The sequence below is a fragment of the Streptomyces halobius genome, from assembly GCF_023277745.1.
GTDB classification, from domain to species: Bacteria; Actinomycetota; Actinomycetes; order Streptomycetales; family Streptomycetaceae; genus Streptomyces; species Streptomyces halobius.
The window spans coordinates 4,379,325-4,401,806 of sequence record NZ_CP086322.1; the positions used below are offsets into that span (position 1 = coordinate 4,379,325).

Sequence of the window (22,482 nt, forward strand, 5' to 3'; positions counted from 1 at the left end):
GGACACAGTGCGCCTGAGGACACCGGGCAGCACCCACCACAGCAGGAGGCCGGCGACCATGAGCGACGCGAATTCCGAGCCGGAGGGCCCCGAGGCGATCGAACACGCCCACGACCCCGAAGTACTGCAGCTCGCGGCCAAGGTGTTCGACCTGGCGCGGCACGGTGACACGGACACGGTCGCCGCGTATGTGGACGCGGGCGTGCCCGCCAACCTGACGAACGACAAGGGTGACTCCCTGGTGATGCTGGCCGCGTACCACGGCCACGGGTCCACCGTGGAGGCCCTGCTCCAGCGCGGCGGCGATCCCGACCGCACCAATGACCGGGGCCAGTCCCCGCTGGCCGGCGCGGTCTTCAAGGGCGAGGACGAGGTCGTCAAGGTGTTGCTGGCGCATGGCGCGGACCCGTCGAAGGGGACGCCGTCGGCGATCGAGACGGCGCGGATGTTCCAGAAGACGGAGCTGCTGAGGCAGTTCGGCGTGGAGTGAGGGGACGGACGGTCAGAAGGGACGGACGGGACGGAAGAGACGGGGGATGGAGCGGATGGACGGGGCCCTGGGAGAGCTGGGGCGGACGTGAGCGCGGTGTGCCAGGGAAGGTTTGACCTGAAGTTTGGTTGAGGTCCTAGCGTCGGGGCCCGACGGCGACACCGCCGCTCACCCACCACGCGAGCGGGCGCCCACGCGCTCCCGCTCCCCCGCCACGAAGGGCCTCCGCCATGTCCGAGCACCGCTACACCCTCGCAGTGATCGTCGGCAGCACCCGGGAGGGCCGGTTCGCCCCGGTCGTCGCGAACTGGTTCGCCCGGCACGCCGCGGATCACCCGGACTTCGAGGTCGACGTCGACGTCATCGACCTGGACACCGTCCGCCCGTACGAACTCCGTCACGGCAGCGAGGAATACGCCTCCTTCGCCAAACGCGTCGACCAGGCGGACGCGTTCGTCGTGATCACCCCGGAGTACAACCACTCCTTCCCCGCGCCCCTCAAGCACGCCATTGACCTGCTGAACACGGAGTGGCAGGCCAAGCCGGTGGGCTTCATCTCGTACGGCGGGATCTCGGGCGGCCTCCGCGCCGTCGAACAACTGCGGCTGGTCTTCGCCGAATTGCACGCCGTGACGGTGCGCGAAACGGTCAGCTTCGCGCTCGCCTGGAACCTTTTCGACGACGAAGGCCGACTGCGCGACCCCGCCCCGGCGACCACGGCCGCCGACACTCTGCTCAAGCAGCTGACATGGTGGGCGGTGGCGCTGCGGGAAGCGCGGAATGTGCGGGCTTATGGGGCGTAGGGGCGGGGTCGGGCGGCGAAAGCTTGGGGCGCTCTCCTCCGGCCGCTACTCTTCCGGATTCCCGTCAGGATTCCCGTCCGGGCCGATGGTGCGGTCGACGAGTGCGGAGATCAGGCCGTCGGCCTCCTCGGCCGGCACCACCCCCGGCAACGTGAGCTGTTCCAGCATCAGCCCGGTCATCGCGAGATAGATCAGCACCACGGCGGTACGGTCTCCCGGCAGCCCGCCCTCCAGGTGGAAGCGGATGTCCTCGTCGAGCGTCTCGCGGATGACGCGGGTCAGCGCCGCCCGCAGTTCGGGGCGCCGGGTCGCCTCCAGACGCAGCTCCAGCATCGCCAGATAACCGGTCCGGTTCTCGGCCACCCGTCGGTTGATCCACCGCATCAGCTCGGCCACCAGTGCCCGGCTCGGCGGCGCCGCCATCACCGCGGTCACCGCGTCCGGGTCGGGCGCGATGCGTTGGTGGATCTGCCCGGTGACCTGGGCCAGCAGATCGTCCCGGCTGGTGAAGTAGTTGGACGCCGTGCCGATGGGCACCGCCGCGGCCGCGTCGACGGCACGGAAGGTCAGCCCGCGGGCGCCGTCCCGCGCCAGCACCTCGACAGCGGCGTCGACCAGCGCCGTACGCCGCTCAGGGTTACGCACCATGGCGCCTCTTCCTTCCGTCCGGGCCGACACGAATCCGACACCGGTTCCGTCACCGGTTCCGGACGCGATCCCGGCATCGATTCCGAAATTCGCCGGCAACCACTACAAGTAGAGTACTACAACTGAAGCACTGCAGTTGGAGTCATTGCCTCCCCAGGCAGCGGCCCCAGCTGCAACGCCCGGTCACAGCGCCCGTTTGCAACGCCCGGTCACAGCGTCCAGTTGCAACGCCCGGTCACAGCGCACGATGACAGCGCCCGATTACAGCGATGACGCGGCGAACGGCCGCGCACGGAGAGGACATTCATGCGCTTCGCCAAGCTCGGCACCGCCCTGCTCACCGACGACGTACCCGCCAGCACCCGCTTCTACGTCGACCACTTCGGCTTCCAGCCCCTCGCCGAACTCGGCTGGTACGCCAGCCTGCAGCACCCCCAACACCCCGGCTACACCCTCGACTTCGTCCAGCGCGGACACGAGGCCATGCCCGAGAGCTTCCGCACCCAGCAGACCGGGGGCGCGCTCCTCGGCTTCCTCGTGACGGACGCCGCCGCCGAGGAGGCCGTCCTGCGCGCCAAGGGTGTCGCCATCGCCGAGCCGCTACGGGACGAGCCCTGGGGCCAGCGCCGCTTCAACGTGTGGGGGCCCGAGGGCACCCTGATCGAGGTGCTCCAGACCATCGACCCCGACCCGGAATGGATGGCCGCACAGGGGCTGTGAGCCCTATGGCGCTGCCCGAGGTCTACGACCGGGGCCCGCCGAAGGCCGAAGTAGCCCCTCACCGGCCTCGGCACCTCACTCAACGAGGCACCGGCCCCGCTAGTCGCTTGGGTCCGGGCGCATACGGCATACGGCATACGGCATACGGCATACGGCATACGGCATACGGCAGATATGGCACATCTGGAGGCCGCCTACCGCAACATCACCGGCGGACGTCTGACCACGGCCGTCACCCATGTCCCGATGTATTGCTCATGTCCCGGTGTATTGCTCACCCCTCGGCTGGGCGCTCCTGCAGCGCCCAGCCGTTCCCATCCGGGTCGCTGAAGTAGACGAACGAGTTCCACGGTTCGCCGGGCCCCTCGGCCATCGCCCCGTTCTCGACATGCTGCACCGGGCCGGCCGCCACTCCGCGCTCCAGCAGTTGGGCACGGGCCGCCGCGATATCGGACACCACCAACTGCAGCCCCCGCACCGAACCGGGCTCCGGCGTATCGACGCCCGCGCCCGCGGCGATGACGATCGAGCAGTCCGACCCGGGTGGCGTCATCTGTACAATCCGCACATCCTTGCCGATACGGGTGTCGTGATCGACGACAAACCCCACCTGCTCGCTGTAAAAGCGCTTCGCACGGTCCACGTCGGACACCGGAACCGGCACCAGTTCGAGCTTCCAGTCCATGGTGCGCCGTCCTTCCGTACGGGCCACGGGCGGGGTTGCGGACGGCGGCGGCTGCCGCCGGCCTTCTCGCGCCCGGAAAGAGTCTAGGCAGGGGGCGGCAGCCGCGCCGCACGGAGCGTCGGCCGGCGCAGTGCCGCTCCGCCTCCGCCCGCCGCGCCCTGGCCTGCCGCGTGCGCAGCATTGACGGAGTGAGGCCGAGTGAGCACTCACTCCGTACCTTCGATGCCATGACGCCCACAGGCACCCCGAACGCCCCCGGATCTCACGCGTCCCCTGCGTCCTTCGCGGCGCCCGCGTCTCCTGCGTGATCGGCACCGACCGCATCCTGCGCGACGTCGCCTCGATCTCGCTGGACGAACCGCTCGACGTACGGCTGGCCGAAGCGGCCGAGGCGCTGCACGCCCACATGGAGCGGATGGGCACCGTCCTCGGCGCCCTGCACGCTTCCGGTCACCGCCGCGGCCCCGACCGCACGCCGGACGCCCACTCGGGTGATCAGCCGCGCCAGGACCACCGCGCGCGGTCCGTCACCGCCCCCGCGACGGCGTCACCGAACTGATCGCACCCGACCGGGACGCCCTGCCTCTGAGCCTCCGCCTTCTCCCGGCCCTCTCGCCCGTCCCCCTCACCTGTTGTGTCCCCTCACCTGTTCACGAACGTCATGCTCACCTCGTCGTAGCGCGTCCCGGCGATCTGGGCGGCCGGTGCGGCGGCGTCGATCTCGGCGAGTTCCTCGGCGGTCAGCCGTACGGAGAGCGCGCCGAGGTTCTCCTCCAGGTACCTCTCCCGGCGGGTACCCGGAATCGGCACCACGTCGTCCCCGCGGTACTGCACCCAGGCCAGGGCCAGTTGCCCGGCGGTGACGCCCTTGTCGGCGGCCAGTTTGTTCAGCCGCTCCACGACGGCGAGGTTCTGCTCCAGGTTGCCGTCGGCGAACCGCGGCTGGGCCCGGCGGAGATCGGACTCCGGCAGCCCGGCCACCGAGGTGTACCGCCCGGTCAGGAAGCCGCGCCCGAGCGGCGAGAACGGCACCAGGCCGATGCCGAGTTCACGGCACACCGGCGCGATCTCCTGCTCCAGATCGCGAGTCCACAGTGACCACTCACTCTGCAGCGCGGATATCGGATGCACCGCGTGGGCCCGCCGGATGGTCGACGCGCTCGCCTCGGACAGCCCGAGGTACCGCACCTTGCCGGCCTCGACGAGTTCCGCCATCGCCCCGACGGTCTCCTCGATCGGCACATCGGGGTCGACGCGGTGCTGGTAGTAGAGATCGATGTGGTCGGCCCCGAGCCGGCGCAGCGACGCCTCACACGCCTGCCGTACGTACGCGGCGTCGCCCCGGATCACAACCGGCTCGCCGAGCCGGTTGGCGAAACCGAACTTCGTGGCCAGTACCACCCGGTCCCGGTGGCCGGCGATGGCCCGTCCGATCAGTTCCTCGTTGTGGCCCGCACCGTAGAAATCGGAGGTGTCCAGCAGGTCGACTCCGAGGTCGAGCGCCCGGTGGATGGTCGCGATCGACTGCTCCTCGTCCGCATCCCCGTATCCATGGCTCATCCCCATACAACCGAGCCCCTGCGACGAAACCGCCAGCTCACCAAGGTGACGCGTGGGAATGCCGGTCATGCTGCTACCTCCTGGCGCTGTACCGCGATCGGATCCGGTTCCGTTCCCGAATCACACGTGGGACGTTAGGAGTTCGAGCACTCTCGAAGTCAACGACGCTTCGAGTGCCGCTGCTCAGCGTCACCCGCCGGTCCCGCGCCGCCGGGGGACCGCTCCTCCGCCGGGACTCCGGGCGCGCCACCAGCCACCTTCGGGACGCCACCGGCGACAGGTCAGGGGGCAGGGTCAGAGGCCACAGGCATCGGCATCCAGTCAACTCGCCCCCAGCTTCCATCAGCCGGCTCGGCCACCCCTCTGCCGGCGGTGAGTCAGCTGTCGTCGCGAGAGTCGTCGCCTCCCGCGATCGCCCGCAGGGCCCGGCAGTGGGCGGCGAAGGCGGCCCGGCCGTCCTCGGTGAGGGCGAGCCACGTACGCGGACGCTTCCCGACGTATCCCTTCGTGACCGCGACATAGCCCGCCTTCTCCAAGGTGGTGACCTGCCGTGAGAGCACGGAGTCACTCACCTCGACCGTGTCCCGGACGAACGCGAACTCGGCTTTGTCGGCGGCCGCCAGGGTCGCCACGATGGAGAAGCGAACCGGCGCGTGTATCACCTCGTCGAGCCCATGACGCGGATGGGCTCCGGCGCAAGTACGTCTTCCGGGGCTCGGATGGGCTCCAGAGCGCGGATCACTCACCGTCGGGCCTCCAAGTAACCCCCTATTACGCCGGGAAGCGCCACCACCATCGCGCCGGGGACCCACCACGCCGCGACGCCCTCGAACCAGACGGCACCCGGAATCAGCACGGCGGGGTAGAGCAGCGCCCACGCGATGATCATGCCGACGTGCCAACGGGCGAATCCTCGCCGCGCAACGGGCTGCCGAGCCGCGTACACCGACAATCCCGTGATGGCGAGACCCAAGAAACCCATGCCGGCCGCCAACCCGTACGGATGCCTCACCAGCCCGATCGCGAGCACCGCGACGGCAGCCGCGCACCCGAAGATCACTTGATAGCGGACATACCACTTGGATCCATTCCGAACGGTGGATCCCAACCGCTGCGCGCGGGCCAGTGCGGCCGCCGCATCCTTCGAGGCGTACTCGGACACGCCAACCCCCCCTTGTCGACTCTTCCTTGCTCCTTCAAGCATGACAAATACTTTCCACATTGACAAGTATTTTCCAGTAACACCTCGACCAGGCGGTCGGACTGACGTCCAGCCAGCCCGGACGAGCCGGACGAGCCGAACGAGCGGAACGAGGGGAACGGGCTGAGCGGTCCCGCCCCGCCCGGCCCCGAAGCCCGGCACAAGCCTCACCTGCACGCATCCCCCAAGATCAGGTACTGTTGGCGCCCCAACAGTGGACCCGACCGAGGAGGTGAGACCGATTCCCCGCCAGACCAGGCAGGTGCTCCCGTCTCACGTCCGTACGGCCCGCACGACGCAGGTGACCGTCCGGCACACGTGACCCGGGGAGCGCGCACGGCGTCCCGAAAGGCTCACATGTCGACCATCCCGTCACCGCAGTCCCCGCTTCACCTCTCAACTCCCTCCGCTCCCCCAGCCCTCCCAGCCGTCCCCCGCTCCACCGTCATCACCAGGCTCCGCGCCGCCGGCTGCGTCTTCGCCGAGGACGAGGCGGAACTGCTCCTCTCCACGGCACGTACACCGGCGGAACTCGCCGCCATGGTGGAACGGCGCGTCATCGGCCTGCCTCTCGAACACGTCGTGGGCTGGGCCGAGTTCGCCGGCCTGCGGGTGGCCGTGGATCCCGGGGTCTTCGTGCCCCGCCGCCGCACCGAATTCCTCGTCGAGCGGGCCGTCGGCCTCGCCGGTGCCCTCGGCCGGCCGCGGCCCGTCGTCGTCGACCTGTGCTGCGGCTCGGGCGCGGTGGGCGCCGCGCTGGCCGCGGCCCTGGACCGGGTCGAGTTGCACTCCGCGGACATCGAACCCGCCGCGGTGCGCTGCGCCCGCCGCAACACCGCCACCGCCGGTGGCGAGGTGTACGAGGGCGATCTCTTCGGCCCGCTGCCCGCCGGCCTCCGGGGGCGTATCGACATCCTCGTCGCCAACGTGCCGTACGTACCGACCGAGGAGGTCGGGCTGCTGCCCGCGGAGGCGCGCGAGTACGAGCCCTTGGTGGCGCTGGACGGGGGCGCGGACGGACTCGACGTGATGCGACGCGTGAGCGCGGCGGCGCCGGCATGGCTGGCGCCCGGTGGCCATCTGCTCGTCGAGACGAGCGAGCGCCAGGCGCCGCAGGCCGTCGAGACCTTCGCCCGCAACGGGCTGCTCCCGCGGGTGACCAACGACGACGAGCGCTACGCCACGGTCGTCACCGGCACCCGACCGGCCCGGAAACCGATACCCGAACCGTCCCGGGACCCGGCAGCGGCCCCACCACCCCCATCAAGGCCATCGCCGTCCCCTGGATGCGGCCCCTGCTGTGGGCCGACATCCCCCTGGCAATGAACTTTCCCGCACGCCGACATGACCGGCACCGGAAGCCTCGGCCCGCCTGTGACTGAGCGCCGTAGTCGGCCGCTGAGCGCCTCAGGTGCCAGTGCGCTGCCAGACGGCCGGCAGGGCGCGGGCGGCCCGGCCCGGATCGCGGCGGCGGCTACCGCTCTCCAGTGGCCCGGCCTCGCCAGCCTGTCCAGATGGTGTGCAGCGAGCGTGCGCCCCACCCCGGCCGCCTCGGCGGCCTCGTTGCGGCCGACCTCGCGGCCCTGCGCCGCCACGTACTCGTACAGGCGGCGCCGCACCGCCCGGCGGGGCCAACTACCTCGCTCAGCGGCCACCTATCGCTCAGTCACCGCCCCCACCCGCCACTCCTGCTAGCGCTTGCTTGCAAAAGTTAGCACTCGGGTGCACCATCGACACATGGCATCACTCAACGTCGGCAACCTCGGTGAGTTCCTGCGGGAGCAGCGGCGCACGGCGCAGCTCAGCCTGCGGCAGCTCGCGGATGCCGCCGGGGTGTCCAACCCGTATCTCAGCCAGATCGAGCGCGGCTTGCGCAAGCCGAGTGCGGAGATCCTGCAGCAACTCGCCAAGGCTCTGCGGATATCCGCCGAGACGCTGTACGTCCAGGCCGGGATCCTCGACGAGCGGCATGGGCTCGAAGGCGTCGAGGTGCAGACCGCGATCCTCACCGATCCGTCTCTGAACGAGCGGCAGAAGCAGGTCCTGCTGCAGATCTACGAGTCCTTCCGCAAGGAGAACGGACTCGGGGGCGGCGGCGAGGAGAGCGCCCCGCGCGGGCACGAGGACGAGCGCGTTACGGACTCCCACGAGGCAGAGGCCGACGGCGGCCCGCACGCCACCTGAGCAATCGATTTCGTTTCCAGGAGGAATTACGCATGGCCATCACCACCGAGGACCTCCGCAAGGTCTTCACGGACCCGACCCCGCTGTACGCCGTGGCCGGCGCCACCGACCTGGCCGCCCAGAAGGCCGCCGAGGCGTTCGGCGAGGTGCCGCAGCTGGTCGAGAAGATCCGGACCGAGGCGCCCAAGCGCTTCGAGTCCGTGCGGGCCACCGACCCCAAGGACGTCCAGGAGCGCGTCACCCAGCAGGCCAAGGACACCCAGGAGCGCGTCGCCCACCAGGCCAAGGACGCCCAGGACAAGCTGACCGAGGCGCTGGGCTCGCTCGACGGCGACCTGAAGAAGCTGCTCGATCAGGCACAGGAGCTGGCACTGCGGGGCGTGGGCCGGGCCGCCGAGGTGGCCGTGCAGGCACGCGAGACGTATGACGAGCTGGCCGAGCGCGGCCGGGGCGCCGTGCAGACCTGGCGTGGCCAGGCCGACGGGCAGGCCGAGGAACTGACGGTCGCGATCGAGCCGGAGCCGGCGGCGAAGGACGCGGAGAAGGACGAGGGCGAGGACGAGGCCAACGCCGTGCCGGCGCCCGCGAACGGGGTCAAGACGGAGAACAAGGCCGTCCCGGCGAAGAAGACCACCACGGCGCGCAAGCCGGCGGCGAAGAAGACCCCGCCGCAGTCCGCGAAGTGACCTCGGTCACCATGCGCTGAGCGGACGGGCCGACGGGCGGGGGAAGCGGCAGGCAGCGGGCGGGCCGGGCACATTTCAGGTGTCCGGCCCGTTCTCCGGTCACAGCCCGTTCTCGATTACGGTCGGTTCCTCCGGGTACGGTCCACCTCCGGGTACGGTGGGCCGCTGAGGAGCACTACGGCCGGGCGGCCCGTACGGACACACCGGGGGACGCAGCGCCGGCAGGAGGCCGGGAAGAAGCGGCGGGAATTCCGAGCAGGCCGAGCAGGCCAGACAATCCGAGCAGTCCAGGGCAATCAGGAAAACAGGGCAACGGGGAAACAGGCGGTGGCAGGGTGCTGATCTACGAGTTCCAGAACTTTCTGAGCTATGTGCAGCTCGCTCTGGGCGTGTTCTCCGCCGTGATGCTGATCGACGCGGCCGTGCGCCGCGAAGACGCCTATCGCGCCGCGAGCAAACAGTCCAAGGGCATGTGGCTGATCTTCCTCGGTATCGCCACGGCGCTGCTCTTCCTGCTCCCGCTGATGTCGTTCCTGCCGATCATCGGCCTGATCGCGGTGATCGTCTACACCGTCGACGTCCGGCCGGCGCTCAAGCAGATCACCGGCAAGGGTCCGCGCCGCGGCGGCTCCAGCTCGGACGGCCCTTACGGCCCCTACAACGGCGGCCGGTAAGCGGAAGAGACGGATCCGGAAACGACCGGATCGGAAGAGGCGGACGCGGAAGACAAAGACGGGGCGGACGCGGAACACGAAGGACGGACGGGAAGGACGGACGCGACAGGCGCGCGGGCGCCGGCGTTATCTCCGGTCCAGCAGCAGCACCGCGACATCGTCTGTCAGCTCGCCGCCGTTGAGGTCGCGTACCTCCCTGACCGACGCGTCCAGAAGCTCTTCGCCGCGCAGTCCGGACGCCATCTGACGGCCGACCAGTTCGGCCATGCCCTCCTGGCCGAGGCGCTGGTTGCCCTCGCCGACGCGGCCCTCGATCAGGCCGTCCGTATACATCATCAGGCTCCAGGAGCCGCCCAGTTCGACCTGTCGGCGCGGCCAGCGGGCGTGCGGCAGCAGGCCGAGCGCAGGGCCGCCGGACTCGTACGGCAGCAGGCGCGGCGTCCGCCCGGCGTGGGCCAGCAGCGGCGCGGGGTGGCCGGCCAGGCACAGGCCGGCGCGCCGGCCGTCCGGGGAGATGTCGACGGTGCACAGCGTCGCGAAGATCTCGTCGTCGGCGCGCTCGTGTTCCAGCACCTTCTGGAGGGTGGAGAGGAGTTCGTCGCCGCACAGTCCGGCGAAGGTCAGCGCGCGCCAGGCGATGCGCAGCTCGACGCCCAGTGCGGCCTCGTCGGGGCCGTGGCCGCAGACGTCGCCGATCATTGCGTGGACGGTGCCGTCCGGGGTGCGGACGGTGTCGTAGAAGTCGCCGCCGAGCAGTGCGCGGCTGCGGCCGGGCCGGTAGCAGGCGGCGAAGCGCAGGTCGGAGCCGTCGAGCAGCGGTGTGGGCAGCAGCCCGCGCTCCAGGCGGGCGTTCTCCTGCGCGAGCATCCGTGACTCGGTGAGCTGGCGCTGGGCGAGATCGGCGCGTTTGCGTTCGACGGCGTAGCGGACGGCGCGGCTGAGGACGGCGCCGTCCAGTTCGTCGCGGAACAGGTAGTCCTGGGCGCCGACGCGTACGGCATCGGCGGCGCGCTCGGCGTCCGTCTCGGACGTCAGCACCAGGACCGCCTGCGCCGGCGCCATCCGCAGCACCCCGCGCAGCATGTCCAGTTCGTCGCCGGGGCAGTCGCCGCCTGCCGCCTCCCGTTCCGCGCGCTCCGGCGGGGCCAGGTCGAGCAGGATGCAGTGGACGTCGTCGGTGAGCAGCCGCTCGGCCTCGGTGAGGTTCCGGGCGGTCCGCAGCCGGACCCTGCGGCCCGACCAGTCCCACATCTCGGGGACCGGGCTGTTGGGGTCCTCGCCGATGAGGAGCAGGGTCAGGCCCTGATCGTGCGGCCCGTGGCCGGAGTGGTGGGCGTGGTCGGCCGAAAACGGCCGGGTCGCCGCCCGGGGACGCGCTTCCCGGCAGTCCGCGCCGTACTGCACGAGACCGGTCGCGGGCTCCGCCGGGGCCCTCCCTTCCCCCGTCTCGGCTGGGCTCGAACGGGAGACACCCCCACGGTCGGACGCCGCCTGGGCGCTGCCCCGGCCGGCCTGCTCCCAGGCGCTCGCGGCCCGGACCGCCGGCTCCCCCTGCGTCGGCGCACCGGCCGCCCACGCGGCATCCGCGCGGGCGTGCTCCGCCACGGCCGCCTGCTGCGACAGCACGGCGGACCGCTGGTGCGGTACGGGTACGGGCATTGCTCTGCTTCCTTCCCTCCCCCCGAGGGCGGGCGACGCGCCGACGGCGCACCACCGTGCCCGGTTCCCCGCCGTCGGTCGGTCATATGAGCGAAGGTCCGGGCTCTGAGAGGCGACCATAGCGTCAGTACCGAGCGGTACGGAATGGCCGACGGTAATCGGCCATTGTCATATGCCGCACCCCATCTGCGATTTCACCTGGGGCGACAGGAAAGCGGAATGACGAACATCACCCCGCTTGACCGCATTCGGCTACGCCGCGACAACCGTCTGATAGCAATCGATCGAGTCATTTATCGGGCCGAGGGGTTCCCTCGGCCCGATCACCGGTACTGGACCTTTCTCCGACCTTCTCCGCCTTCTCGGCCTTTCTCCGACTTATCCGATCTATCCGGCCCCTCCGGCCTCGCCTCTCCGGCCTATTCGCCCTCGTTCATGCGGTCGTCGCGCATATCCGGCCGGACGACACCCAGGATCGGCATCGAGCCCGCGCCGGCGACGGTGATCTTCCGACCCGGCCGCGGGGCATGCACCATCGCGCCGTCACCGACATAGATCCCGACATGACTGGCATCGGTGAAATAGATGATCAGGTCGCCCGGCCGCATCCGTTTGACGCCGACCCGGGGCAGCTGCCGCCACTGCTCCTGTGAGGTCCGCGGAATCGTCCGGTCGGCGGCCTGCCACGCCCGGAGGGTCAGCCCGGAACAGTCGAAGGTGTCCGGCCCCTCCGCGCCCCAGACATAGTCCTTGCCGATCTGTGCCGTGGCGTACGCAATCGCCTTCATACCTCCGGCGGACGCTTTGTTGCTGATTTCCCTCAGCACACCGGAGTCGAGCCATTTCTGCTGTTCCTTGTACGCCTGCTCGTTCTCCAGCTTCCGCAGCCGGGCCTTTTCCTTCGCGGCGAGCCGGGATTCCAGCTTCTTTGCGGCGTCGATCTTTTTCTTGATGTCCCGCCGCGCGCTTTCCTTCTTCTTGCGGTTCGCCTCCAGTCGCTCCCAGCGGTCCGTGGCGGCCTGCGAATAGCCCTCCAAGTCGACCTTCAGAAGGGAGAGTTGACTGATCACACCCTTGGCGGCCTGCTGCCCCTTACGGGCGAGGACGACATTGTCGAGAAAGAGCTCCGGGTCGCCGTTGAGCACCAGCTTGGCCTCGGGGGGAATCCCGCCGCCCCGGTACTGGGCACTGGCCAGCACACCGGCCTGCCGCTTGAGGGCCTTCAACTCCCGCTGCGTCTTGTCGATGCTGCGGGCCAGCCTGACGATCTCTTTCTGCTGGATCTCGACCTGCTCCTCGGCGGCGTTGTACGCGTCGGTGGCTTTCTCCGCCTTGCGGTAGAGGCTCTCGATCTTCTTGCGTACGTCCTCAAGGCGCTTGCCGGACCCCTTGCCCGCCCCCTCGCCGGACGCCTCGCCCGACCCGTTGCCGGGCTCCGCGGCCGCCCCCTTGGCCGCACCCCGCTTCGTCCCCTTGCCACTTCCGGACCCCGGCTCCGGATCCGCCGCGTACGCCGCCGTCTCCGCCCCACCCAGCAGCCCCATCACGCACAGGACCACGGCAGTACCCACCATGATCCGGCCACCCCGTACGCCCCATACACCCCGAACGCCCTGCTGTGCGCCCTGGCTCCCCACCAGCCACCTCCGGTCGTTTAGCACCGATTCGCGCGTTCTCTTCTCTTCAGCCGCGGATGCTGCCATACCGCCCGGTAATTCGACAGAGCGACAAGGTCGTTTCTCATGCACGTCTCATGTGCGCCGGGGCGTTCGCCATGAACGACGCCCCGTTTCCCGCGCCCACGGTGCTCATCCCACCCCGCCTCGAAACCGAAACGAGCCCCGCCCCCGCCCCCAAGCCGCAGCTGCCCACACACGCACGCCCCATCGCCCCTCAACCACCCCCCTCGGGAGGTGCCGGACCGCGGGCCGGAGGCCGGAGGTCCGGCACCTCCGCCGAACAGCCCCGCGCAGCGGCAACAGCCCGCACCAGGCACAACGGCGGGAAAACCGAAAACGGTGAGAACCAAGCCGGCCCAGGACCAGCGCGGCGCACCCACCCGACGGCCGAGGTTCACCTTGCGTTCACTCTCCTCCATCGGCCACTTCACCTGGTCTGCCTAATTTCGGCCGTACCGAGTGCGCGCCATGCCCGCGGGGCGAGCGCGGCACGGCTAGCTGACACCGCGCCCCCAGGCGGTCACCAAAGAAGAGTCATCACCCCCGTCCCCACCCGCACGCCGAACGAAGCGGCGCGCCCCAGGAAGGAACTCTCGACTGTGAAGCTTCAGCGCAAGCCCCGGGTTCGCGCCCTCGCCGTTGGCGCTCTCGCCGTCTCCGGTGCCCTGGCCCTGACCGCGTGTGGCACCGACGACACCAGCGGCGGTGCCGGCGGCGCCGGCAAGCCCGCCAAGGCCGCCGACATCAAGTGCGAGGGCAAGGGCAAGCTGCTCGCGTCCGGCTCGTCGGCGCAGAAGAACGCCATGGACGTCTGGGTCCAGAACTACTCGGGCGCCTGCAAGGACACCGAGATCAACTACCAGCCCACCGGCTCCGGTGCCGGCATCACCACCTTCCTGCAGGGCCAGACCGCGTTCGCGGGCTCCGACTCGGCGCTGAAGCCCGAAGAGGTCGCGAAGTCGAAGAAGGTCTGCAAGGGCGGTCAGGCGATCGACCTGCCGATGGTCGGCGGCCCGATCGCGGTCGGCTACAACGTTCCCGGTGTGGACAGCCTCGTGCTGGACGCCGAGACCCTCGCCAAGATCTTCGACTCGGAGATCACCAACTGGAACGACGCCGCGATCAAGAAGCTGAACCCGGACGCCAAGCTGCCGGACCTCAAGATCCAGGCGTTCCACCGCTCCGACGACTCGGGCACCACGGACAACTTCACCAAGTACCTGAAGGCCGCCGCCCCGTCCGCCTGGAAGCACGAACCGGCGAAGAAGTGGGAGGGCAAGGGCGGCCAGGCGGCCTCCGGCTCGTCCGGTGTCTCCTCGCAGGTCAAGCAGGTCAGCGGCGCCATCTCGTACTTCGAGCTGTCGTACGCGACCTCCGGCAAGATCCCGACGGTCAAGCTGGACACCGGCGCCAAGGCCCCGGTCGAGGCCACCACCGCCAACGCCTCCAAGGCGATCGCCGAGGCCAAGCCGGCCAGCGAGGGCGACGACCTGGCGCTGGAGCTCAACTACGCCACCAAGGCCGAGGGCGCCTACCCGATCACCCTGGTGACGTACGAGATCGTCTGCGACAAGGGCAACAAGGCGGAGACGCTGCCCGCCACGAAGTCCTTCCTGACCTACGTCGCGAGCAAGGACGGCCAGGCCGCCCTTGAGGCCCTGGGGTACGCCCCGCTGCCCCCCGAGACCGCCGACAAGGTCCGCAAGACCGTCGCGACGCTCTCCTGAGCAACCCGGGTGGCGGGTCGCGTCCCGCCGCTGGCCCTGAGGGGCCCACCACAGGGGCCAAGGCCACCAGGCCCGGCCCGCCACCCGTCCGGTGCACCGCCGCCAGGAGCCCTCACCGGCTCCGCAGACCGGAGAAACCATGACTTCACCTGTCCTCACCGAAACGCCACCGCCGCCCGGTAACGACGCGCACCCCAGCGTCTCCGGGAAGGCCGTCCGCCCCGGCGACCGGATCTTCCTCGGGCTCTCCCGCGGCTCCGGTATCGCCCTCCTGGTGATCATGGCCGCCATCGCGGCCTTCCTCACCTACCGGTCCGTGCTCGCCATCTCCGGCGACAAAGCCAACTTCTTCACCACACTCGAATGGAACGCCACCGGCACCGAGCCGAAGTTCGGCATCGCGGTGCTCGCCTTCGGCACCGTCGTCAGCTCGGTGATCGCGATGCTCATCGCGGTCCCGGTCGCCGTCGGCATCGCGCTGTTCATCTCGCACTACGCCCCGCGCAAGCTGGCCTCGCCGCTCGGCTACGTCATCGACCTGCTCGCCGCGGTGCCCAGCATCATCTACGGCCTGTGGGGCGCGCTCTTCCTCGTCCCGCATCTGTCCGGTCTCTACAGCTGGCTGGACGACTACCTCGGCTGGACCGGCATTTTCGCGTACGGCGACGGAGCCGCCCGCTCCCTGTTCACCGTCGGCATCCTGCTCGCGATCATGATTCTGCCGATCGTGACCAGCGTCAGCCGTGAGGTCTTCCTGCAGGTCCCGAAGATGCACGAGGAAGCCGCGCTGGCGCTCGGCGCCACCCGCTGGGAGGTCGTCCGGATGTCGGTGCTCCCCTTCGGCCGCTCCGGCGTGATCAGCGCCTCCATGCTGGGCCTGGGCCGCGCGCTCGGCGAGACGATGGCCGTCGCCACCGTCCTCTCCCCCAGCTTCCTCATCAACACCAGCCTGCTGAACCCGGGCGGCGGCACCTTCGCCCAGAACATCGCCAGCAAGTTCAGCGAGGCGAACCAGTTCGGGCAGGACGCCCTGATCGCGTCCGGCCTGGTCCTCTTCGTGATCACGCTGCTCGTCAACGGCGCGGCCCGCATGATCATCGCCCGCCGCAAGGAGTACTCGGGAGCCGCAGCATGACCGACGTGATGACCGAGCGGCCCGTCGCCACCGGCGGCCACCCCGTCTCCCTGCAGCACGCCCGGCTGCCCCGCTGGACCCCGCCGGTCCTCGCGCTCGTCGCGGCCGCCGCGGGCAGCGGCATCGGCCTCGCCGCCGGCCTGGACAGCCGGGTCCAGTGGGGCCTGATAGCCGCCCTGCTCTTCGTCCTCGGCACGTTCACGCTGGCCGTGGGCGTCGAGGGCGCCCGGCAGGCCAAGGACCGGCTGGCCACCAGCCTGGTCTGGATGGCCTTCCTGCTCGCCGTCGTCCCGCTCGCCTCCCTCCTGTGGGAGACCATCGCCCGCGGCGTCAAGGTCCTGGACGGCTACTTCCTGTCCACCTCGATGGGCACCCTCCCGGACGCGCTGCCCGGCGGCGGTATCTACCACGCGATCGTCGGCACCCTGGAGCAGGTGGGCCTGGCGACCCTGATCGCCGCGCCGATCGGTCTGCTCACCGCGATCTACCTCGTCGAATACGGACGCGGCAAGCTCGCCAAGGCCGTCACCTTCTTCGTCGACGTGATGACCGGCATCCCGTCCATCGTGGCCGGCCTGTTCGTCCTCTCCGTCTGGATCCTGATCCTCGGCTTCGGCCCGTCCGGCTTCGCCGGATCGATGGCGCTGGCGATCCTGATGATGCCGGTCGTCGTCCGCTCCACCGAGGAGATGCTCAAGCTCGTCCCGAACGAGCTGCGCGAGGCGTCCCTGGCCCTCGGTGTCCCCAAGTGGCGCACCATCCTCAAGGTCGTTCTGCCGACGTCGGTCGGCGGCATCACCACCGGCGTGATGCTGGCCATCGCCCGTATCACCGGTGAGACCGCCCCGGTGCTGCTGCTGGTGTGGGGCGCCAAGACGATCAACAACAACCCCTTCGAAGGTGCTCAGCAGTCGCTTCCGCTGTACGTCTACCAGCAGTGGCAGATCGGCTCCGAGGCCGCGTACGACCGCGCCTGGGCGGCGGCTCTCGTCCTCATCGCCTTCGTCATGATCCTCAATCTGGCGGCCCGCGGCATCGCCCGCTGGAAGGCCCCCAAGACCGGTCGCTAAGGCGACACTTCGGCTCCGCCGAGTGGGGCCAGACAGCGACCCTCCGAAGCACCGAAAGAAGCAGTGATCCCATGGCCAAGCGAATCGACGTCAGCGGCCTCTCCGCCTACTACGGCGGCCACAAGGCCATCGACGACATCTCGATGACCGTCGAGCCGCGCTCCGTGACCGCCTTCATCGGCCCCTCCGGCTGCGGCAAGTCGACGTTCCTGCGCACCCTGAACCGTATGCACGAGGTCACCCCCGGCGGCCGCGTCGAGGGCAAGGTGATGCTGGACGACGAGAACCTCTACGGCTCCGGGGTCGACCCGGTCGCCGTCCGCCGCACCGTCGGCATGGTCTTCCAGCGCCCCAACCCGTTCCCCACCATGTCGATCTTCGACAATGTCGCGGCCGGTCTGCGGCTGAACGGCTCGCACAAGAAGAGCGAGCTGAAGGACGTCGTGGAGAAGTCCCTCAAGGGTGCCAACCTCTGGAAAGAGGTCAAGGACCGCCTCAACAAGCCCGGCTCCGGCCTCTCCGGAGGCCAGCAGCAGCGGCTGTGCATCGCCCGCGCCATCGCGGTCGAGCCGCAGGTCCTGCTGATGGACGAGCCGTGCTCGGCGCTCGACCCGATCTCCACCCTCGCCATCGAGGACCTCATCGGGGAGCTGAAGGAGCGCTTCACGATCGTCATCGTGACGCACAACATGCAGCAGGCCGCCCGTGTCTCGGACCGTACGGCGTTCTTCAACCTGGCCGCCGTCGGCGAGCCCGGCAAGCTGATCGAAATCGACGAGACCGAGCGGATCTTCTCCAACCCGTCGGTCCCGGCCACGGAGGACTACATCTCCGGCCGTTTCGGCTGAGCCGCGCTCCGGCCCGGCCGACGCCCCCTGAGCGTCCTGCGGTGCTGCATGGCGGTGCCACCGCAAGGACGATGGGCCCGCCCCCCTGTACCGGGGGCGGGCCCATTCACCTTTCGGCTCGCTGGGGACCGGTGCCGACAGGCCTGTCGGCACGCCGACGACGACCGGCCCTTCGGCTCGCCGGGGACAACAGGCCCTAGCCGAAGGCCAGCTGCACGATCCAGTACGACAGCGCCGCGACCGCGGCCGCCGCCGGCATCGTGATGAACCAGCCCATCACGATGTTCTTGGCGACGCCCCAGCGCACCGCGCGCGTCCCCTTCGTCGAGCCCACGCCCATGATCCCGGACGTGATGACATGCGTCGTGGAGATCGGTGCGTGGAACATGAACGACGCCGTATACATGACCGAGGCGGCCGTGGTCTCCGCGGCGAAGCCCTGCGGCGGGTCCAGCTCGATGATGCGCCGGCCCAGCGTGCGCATGATGCGCCAGCCGCCCGCGTACGTACCGAGCGAGAGCATGATCGCGCTGGCCAGCTTGACCCAGATCGGGATGGCCGCGCTCTGCTCCTCGACATCGGCGATGACCAGGGCCATCACCACGATGCCCATGGTCTTCTGCGCGTCCTGCAGACCGTGGCCGAGGGCCATGCCCGCCGCCGAGACCGTCTGCGCTATACGGAAACCGCGCTTCGCCTTGTGCGGATTGGCCTTACGGAACATCCACAGGATCAGGACCATCACCAGGTAGCCGACCACCAGGCCGACGATCGGCGAGAGGAACATCGGCAGGACGACCTTCTCGATCACCCCGGACCAGATCACCTCGGTGCCGCCCGCGAGCGCCGCACCGACCATGCCGCCGAACAGCGCGTGCGAGGACGACGACGGCAGCCCGAAGTACCAGGTGACGAGATTCCAGGCGATCGCGCCGATCAGGGCCGCGAAGAGGATGCCCATCCCCTTGCTGCCCACCGGTGTGGCGATCAGCCCCTCACTGACGGTCTTGGCGACCCCGCTGCCCAGGAAGGCACCGGCGAGGTTCATCACCGCGGCCATCAGCAGCGCCGCCCGCGGGGTCAGCGCCCGCGTCGAGACCGAGGTCGCGATGGCGTTCGCGGAGTCGTGGAAGCCATTCGTATACGTGAAACCGAGCGCGACCGCAATGGTCACGACAAGCGCGAAGGTATCCATGGCCGGGGCTCAGGATTCCTTTACCGCGATGGTCTCGACAGTGTTGGCGACGTGCTCGAAAGCGTCCGCCGCCTCCTCCAGGATGTCCACGACCTGCTTGAGCTTGAGCACCTCGATGGCGTCGTACTTGCCGTTGAAGAGGTGCGCGAGCAGCTTGCGGTGGATCTGGTCGGCCTGGTTCTCCAGGCGGTTGACCTCGATCCAGTACTCGGTGAGGTTGGCCATCGTGCGCAGATTCGGCATCGCCTCGGCGGTCAGCTCGGCCGCCCGCGCCAGCACCTCGATCTGCTGCTCGACGCCCTTCGGCAGTTCCTCGATCTTGTAGAGGACGACCAGATCGACGGCCTCCTCCATGAAGTCCATGATGTCGTCGAGCGACGAGGCCAGCTTGTAGATGTCCTCGCGGTCGAACGGCGTGATGAACGAGGAGTTCAGCTGGTGGAAGATCGCGTGCGTCGCGTCGTCACCCGCGTGCTCGGCCGCGCGCATCCGCTCGGAGATCTCTGCCCGTCCGGAGGCGTCCGCCCCGAGCAGTTCCATCAGGAGCTTGGAGCCCGTGACGATGTTGTCCGCGGAGGCGGCGAACATGTCGTAGAAGCTCGTCTCCCTGGGGGTCAGACGAAAGCGCACGTGAAATCCTCGGGGTGCATCGGATTCGGTCGGGTTGATGCTAGGCGCATCATCCGGCCACTGCTAACCGGCATTCCCTCAGTGTCGCCCATCGGGCAGCATGCTCTGCACGGGGTACCGGCGGTGCCCGCAAAATTCGGTAGTATATACCCGCCAGGGGTATATGGACGCCTAGATTCCAGGGGAGACGGCCATGACGACCACGGACGCCGACACCACCGGCGGCACCGGCTCCGCCGCACCCTGCCACACCCCGCAGCCGAAAACCGACCCCCACGACGACACCCGAACTGTGACCGGAACCGCGGCCGACCACCCGGCGGCCGCCCCCGCGCGCGGCGTCCACGGCTACGCAAAGCAGAAGGACGCTCACCTCAAGCGACTGCGTCGCATCGAGGGTCAGATCCGCGGCCTCCAGCGGATGCTCGAAGAGGACGTCTACTGCATCGACATCCTCACCCAGGTCTCGGCGAGCACAAAGGGCCTGCAGTCCTTCGGCCTTCAGCTCCTGGAGGAGCATCTGCGGCACTGCGTCGCCGACGCCGCGTCCCAGGGCCCCGAGGCCATCGACGCCAAGGTCCAGGAGGCGACCAAGGCGATCGAGCGGATGCTGCGGACCTGACGGCCGAGCGGATACCGCGGAAGCGATTGCCGCAGAAGCGATTGCCCCGGACCTGATGCCGAGCGGATACCGCGGAAGCGGATACCGCGGACCTGAACTCCGGCCGTCCGGCTATCCGCGCTCGCCGACCGGCGCGCACTGCTCACCGGCCGGGGAACCGTGCTCCCCGGCCACATGCAGCACCTCGTCGATACGGTCCGGGCTGAGCCGATCCTCACTCGCGGCGGCGGCCGCGATCATCAACTCACCAGTCAGGTCGATCTCGACGAGGGCTACGTGGTCCTGAACCGTCCCATGCCGGTGCGCGGCCACGTACAACACCTCCTCCTTCGAGCGCCTTGCCACACCTCTGGCGGTCAGTGCCAATCTGGTGGTCAGTGCCAATCTGGTGGTCAGTGCCAATCTGGTGGTCAGTGCCAAGGGTAGGGATGGGCACACACTCCACGCATGGCACGTATGGACCATTTCCGCCATCCGGCAAGCACCTGCGTCAGGTGTCCGGCCACCCCCGCTGCCGCCCCGTTATGCCCCGTGATGCCCCCCTGCTACGGCCCCGTGACGACCGGCTCTACCGCGTCACTGCTTCGCGGAGGCGATCTTCCCGGTGTAGATGTCCGGTTCGTCCGGCACCCGCACCACGGTCTCGGCCCCGAACCCCGACAGCTCCGTCGTGGACGTCACCGACGTCCCTTTCGGCACGCCGTTGGCGAAGTGGAACCGCTGCCGCACCTTGCGCAGCCGCCCCTTCTCGTCGAGATACGCGTCGAACGGCACGGCATCGGTGGTGAACCCTTTCTCCGCCGCCGCCAACGCGGACCGAGTACGCCCCGACGCGTGTCCGGCCGCCCTCCCGATGTCCGTCACCCCCCGGTAGTGCCGCACCGGGACCCCGTCCAGCCGCTCCTTCCCCTCGTACGTCACATCCCGCGCCCCCCGCAGCAGTTCGGCGGCGGCCAGTGGATCGGTCGCGCCACCGGTGACCAGATTCCCGTCGGCCAGCGAACCGGTGTCCACCCGCACCCACTTGTCGGCCGGCACCCCCGCCCCGCGGTTCTTCATGTAGAGGGCGCCCGGCGCGAGGATCTCGGTGATCGGCCGATGCCCGCCGCTGGACGTACCCGCCGGGTCGGGCAGGACCAGCACCAGCTCCCCGGTGCCCGAGCGGAAGTCGTAGCGGCCGGTACCGCGGATGGCGACGCGGGTGCCGCCGCTCGCCGTCTCCATCGCCGTACGCACCGTGGCGGAGCCCGCCCGGACCAGTGCGTCGGCGCTGTGGCGGACCTCGTCGGCGGCGTCCCGGCCGGGCGACGCGGACGACGCGTGGCCGGAGGTGGCACCGTCCCGGCCCGGCGACGCGTGTGCGGAGGCGGTGGCGACCCGGGCGGGCGACGCCTGGTCGTTGGCGGCGGCGCCGACCGTGGAACAGCCCGTGGTCAGCAGCCCGACCGCCAGACCCGTCCCGCACGCCACACCCACGGCAGCCGCGGCACCGCCTCGCCTGTCCTGCACCACCATCGCGTACGAGCCCCCTCGGCCGCTGTGTTCAAGACGGCCACTGCCGGCCGGTCTGTTCCGGACGGTCGGACGTTCCGCCAACGGCTCGTCAGAGGCTCCGCCATCGCAGGCTCCGTCGTCGGATCCGCTGGTTCGGCCGACCGATCCGTTCAACGATGATTTCGGGGGGCCGTCACGCTAGGCGAGGAAGTCCGGAGTGCCGTCATCCGGCCGCGGGGCGGGCGGAGAGGACCCCGGACTTGCTCACCCGGGCCCCAGGGCGCGTAGCGTGGTCGGGTGCCCGAGCGAGCCCTCCGAGACCCGTCAGCAGGTCACCGCACCTCGACCACCGAGCGCGGCTCCTTCTGCCTGGCCCGCTGCGACTGCGGCTGGACAGGCCCGGCCCGGCGCGCCCGCTCCCAGGCGCGTACGGACGCCGAGCGTCATCTGCGGGGCAACCCCTGACACCGTCCGGGGCGCCTCCCTGCCCCCGGGGCACCCCCTCTCCCCCTTCCTGGAATCACTCCCTCTCCTCCTGGAATCGCTCCCTCCGTTACGGAACCCCCCACACCCGCACCGCATCTGGGTAATCAGAGAAACAAGAGTGCTCAGCGGCAGCGGACTTCGCGGCCAATAACGGAGAAGACCGGATGGCTGCCCGCAGCACCGGGCCGGCGCCAGACACCACGGAGCACCGGCCAGCCCAGCGGCACACAGGGGAAGCGCGCTGTCACATCGGACCGTTGGCGCGCTCGTACGACAACGAGGGGGA

Annotated in this window: 25 protein-coding genes; 14 read left to right on the forward strand and 11 right to left on the reverse strand. The window is 69.7% G+C overall.

The window, feature by feature from the left end:
• The first annotated feature begins 58 nt into the window (after window positions 1-58).
• Window positions 59-490: an ankyrin repeat domain-containing protein gene (locus K9S39_RS19930; RefSeq protein WP_248864724.1), complete on the forward strand. Its 432-nt coding sequence runs from the start codon at window positions 59-61 to the stop codon at window positions 488-490.
• A 230-nt stretch (window positions 491-720) separates the two neighbouring features.
• Window positions 721-1,293, forward strand: coding sequence for an NADPH-dependent FMN reductase (locus K9S39_RS19935; RefSeq protein ID WP_248864725.1), 573 nt, complete (start codon window positions 721-723; stop codon window positions 1,291-1,293).
• A 45-nt stretch (window positions 1,294-1,338) separates the two neighbouring features.
• Here the strand turns inward: K9S39_RS19935 and K9S39_RS19940 are convergent, their stop codons facing one another.
• Window positions 1,339-1,941 carry a TetR/AcrR family transcriptional regulator gene (locus K9S39_RS19940; RefSeq protein ID WP_248864726.1) on the reverse strand — a complete coding sequence of 201 codons (603 nt, stop codon included), beginning with the start codon at window positions 1,939-1,941 and terminating at the stop codon, window positions 1,339-1,341.
• 306 nt (window positions 1,942-2,247) lie between these two features.
• Between K9S39_RS19940 and K9S39_RS19945 the strand changes: the two genes are divergently transcribed.
• Window positions 2,248-2,661 carry a VOC family protein gene (locus K9S39_RS19945; RefSeq protein WP_248864727.1) on the forward strand — a complete coding sequence of 138 codons (414 nt, stop codon included), beginning with the start codon at window positions 2,248-2,250 and terminating at the stop codon, window positions 2,659-2,661.
• 274 nt (window positions 2,662-2,935) lie between these two features.
• Here the strand turns inward: K9S39_RS19945 and K9S39_RS19950 are convergent, their stop codons facing one another.
• Window positions 2,936-3,346, reverse strand: a complete 411-nt coding sequence (locus K9S39_RS19950) for a VOC family protein (RefSeq protein ID WP_248864728.1) — start codon at window positions 3,344-3,346, stop codon at window positions 2,936-2,938.
• Between the two features lie 304 nt (window positions 3,347-3,650).
• On the opposite strand from K9S39_RS19950, the gene K9S39_RS19955 reads away from it, so the two are divergent.
• Window positions 3,651-3,905: a hypothetical protein gene (locus K9S39_RS19955; RefSeq protein WP_248864729.1), complete on the forward strand. Its 255-nt coding sequence runs from the start codon at window positions 3,651-3,653 to the stop codon at window positions 3,903-3,905.
• 83 nt (window positions 3,906-3,988) lie between these two features.
• Here the strand turns inward: K9S39_RS19955 and K9S39_RS19960 are convergent, their stop codons facing one another.
• The 3 genes from K9S39_RS19960 to K9S39_RS19970 form a co-directional block, all read right to left on the reverse strand.
• The gene (locus K9S39_RS19960) at window positions 3,989-4,975 is read right to left on the reverse strand and encodes an aldo/keto reductase (RefSeq protein ID WP_248864730.1); all 987 of its coding nucleotides are present in this window, start codon (window positions 4,973-4,975) and stop codon (window positions 3,989-3,991) included.
• A gap of 308 nt (window positions 4,976-5,283) precedes the next feature.
• Window positions 5,284-5,652: a winged helix-turn-helix domain-containing protein gene (locus K9S39_RS19965; RefSeq protein ID WP_248864731.1), complete on the reverse strand. Its 369-nt coding sequence runs from the start codon at window positions 5,650-5,652 to the stop codon at window positions 5,284-5,286.
• Window positions 5,649-6,068, reverse strand: a complete 420-nt coding sequence (locus K9S39_RS19970; RefSeq protein ID WP_248864732.1) for a hypothetical protein — start codon at window positions 6,066-6,068, stop codon at window positions 5,649-5,651. Before K9S39_RS19970 ends, K9S39_RS19965 begins: the two co-directional genes overlap by 4 nt.
• Window positions 6,069-6,464: 396 nt before the next feature.
• Between K9S39_RS19970 and K9S39_RS19975 the strand changes: the two genes are divergently transcribed.
• From K9S39_RS19975 to K9S39_RS19990, 4 genes are all read left to right on the forward strand, one after another.
• Window positions 6,465-7,433, forward strand: coding sequence for a putative protein N(5)-glutamine methyltransferase (locus K9S39_RS19975; RefSeq protein ID WP_248864733.1), 969 nt, complete (start codon window positions 6,465-6,467; stop codon window positions 7,431-7,433).
• Between the two features lie 411 nt (window positions 7,434-7,844).
• On the forward strand, window positions 7,845-8,291 hold the full coding sequence (locus tag K9S39_RS19980) for a helix-turn-helix domain-containing protein (protein WP_248864734.1): 447 nt from the start codon (window positions 7,845-7,847) through the stop codon (window positions 8,289-8,291).
• Between the two features lie 32 nt (window positions 8,292-8,323).
• Window positions 8,324-8,977 carry a hypothetical protein gene (locus K9S39_RS19985; RefSeq protein ID WP_248864735.1) on the forward strand — a complete coding sequence of 218 codons (654 nt, stop codon included), beginning with the start codon at window positions 8,324-8,326 and terminating at the stop codon, window positions 8,975-8,977.
• Window positions 8,978-9,312: 335 nt separating this feature from the next.
• On the forward strand, window positions 9,313-9,651 hold the full coding sequence (locus K9S39_RS19990; protein WP_248864736.1) for a DUF2516 family protein: 339 nt from the start codon (window positions 9,313-9,315) through the stop codon (window positions 9,649-9,651).
• A gap of 126 nt (window positions 9,652-9,777) precedes the next feature.
• On the opposite strand, the gene K9S39_RS19995 is transcribed toward K9S39_RS19990, so the two are convergent.
• Window positions 9,778-11,310: a PP2C family protein-serine/threonine phosphatase gene (locus tag K9S39_RS19995; RefSeq protein WP_248864737.1), complete on the reverse strand. Its 1,533-nt coding sequence runs from the start codon at window positions 11,308-11,310 to the stop codon at window positions 9,778-9,780.
• A 419-nt stretch (window positions 11,311-11,729) separates the two neighbouring features.
• Complete coding sequence (locus K9S39_RS20000) at window positions 11,730-12,884, reverse strand: C40 family peptidase (protein ID WP_248864738.1); 1,155 nt, start codon at window positions 12,882-12,884, stop codon at window positions 11,730-11,732.
• A gap of 704 nt (window positions 12,885-13,588) precedes the next feature.
• Between K9S39_RS20000 and pstS the strand changes: the two genes are divergently transcribed.
• The 4 genes from pstS to pstB all read left to right on the forward strand — a co-directional run bounded on the left by pstS (window position 13,589) and on the right by pstB (window position 17,769).
• Window positions 13,589-14,716: a phosphate ABC transporter substrate-binding protein PstS gene (pstS, locus tag K9S39_RS20005; protein WP_248864739.1), complete on the forward strand. Its 1,128-nt coding sequence runs from the start codon at window positions 13,589-13,591 to the stop codon at window positions 14,714-14,716.
• Window positions 14,717-14,855: 139 nt separating this feature from the next.
• Window positions 14,856-15,851 (forward strand): phosphate ABC transporter permease subunit PstC, encoded by a 996-nt coding sequence (gene pstC, locus K9S39_RS20010; protein ID WP_248864740.1) that lies wholly within the window; start codon window positions 14,856-14,858, stop codon window positions 15,849-15,851.
• On the forward strand, window positions 15,848-16,921 hold the full coding sequence (pstA, locus tag K9S39_RS20015; protein WP_248864741.1) for a phosphate ABC transporter permease PstA: 1,074 nt from the start codon (window positions 15,848-15,850) through the stop codon (window positions 16,919-16,921). Before pstC ends, pstA begins: the two co-directional genes overlap by 4 nt.
• Window positions 16,922-16,992: 71 nt before the next feature.
• The gene (gene pstB / locus K9S39_RS20020) at window positions 16,993-17,769 is read left to right on the forward strand and encodes a phosphate ABC transporter ATP-binding protein PstB (RefSeq protein WP_248864742.1); all 777 of its coding nucleotides are present in this window, start codon (window positions 16,993-16,995) and stop codon (window positions 17,767-17,769) included.
• Window positions 17,770-17,965: 196 nt separating this feature from the next.
• On the opposite strand, the gene K9S39_RS20025 is transcribed toward pstB, so the two are convergent.
• Entirely contained in the window at window positions 17,966-18,964 is a 999-nt protein-coding gene (locus tag K9S39_RS20025; protein WP_248864743.1) for an inorganic phosphate transporter, read from the reverse strand.
• A gap of 9 nt (window positions 18,965-18,973) precedes the next feature.
• The gene (locus tag K9S39_RS20030; RefSeq protein WP_248864744.1) at window positions 18,974-19,594 is read right to left on the reverse strand and encodes a DUF47 domain-containing protein; all 621 of its coding nucleotides are present in this window, start codon (window positions 19,592-19,594) and stop codon (window positions 18,974-18,976) included.
• 193 nt (window positions 19,595-19,787) lie between these two features.
• Here K9S39_RS20030 and K9S39_RS20035 point away from each other — a divergent pair, with 193 nt between their 5' ends.
• Window positions 19,788-20,216: a metal-sensitive transcriptional regulator gene (locus K9S39_RS20035; RefSeq protein WP_248864745.1), complete on the forward strand. Its 429-nt coding sequence runs from the start codon at window positions 19,788-19,790 to the stop codon at window positions 20,214-20,216.
• 111 nt (window positions 20,217-20,327) lie between these two features.
• Here K9S39_RS20035 and K9S39_RS20040 read toward each other — a convergent pair whose 3' ends face one another.
• Together K9S39_RS20040 and K9S39_RS20045 are read right to left on the reverse strand one after the other, a co-directional pair.
• Entirely contained in the window at window positions 20,328-20,537 is a 210-nt protein-coding gene (locus K9S39_RS20040) for a hypothetical protein (RefSeq protein ID WP_248864746.1), read from the reverse strand.
• Between the two features lie 255 nt (window positions 20,538-20,792).
• Window positions 20,793-21,731 carry a hypothetical protein gene (locus K9S39_RS20045; RefSeq protein WP_248864747.1) on the reverse strand — a complete coding sequence of 313 codons (939 nt, stop codon included), beginning with the start codon at window positions 21,729-21,731 and terminating at the stop codon, window positions 20,793-20,795.
• Window positions 21,732-22,007: 276 nt separating this feature from the next.
• On the opposite strand from K9S39_RS20045, the gene K9S39_RS20050 reads away from it, so the two are divergent.
• Window positions 22,008-22,175 carry a hypothetical protein gene (locus K9S39_RS20050; protein WP_248864748.1) on the forward strand — a complete coding sequence of 56 codons (168 nt, stop codon included), beginning with the start codon at window positions 22,008-22,010 and terminating at the stop codon, window positions 22,173-22,175.
• Window positions 22,176-22,482 lie beyond the last annotated feature (307 nt).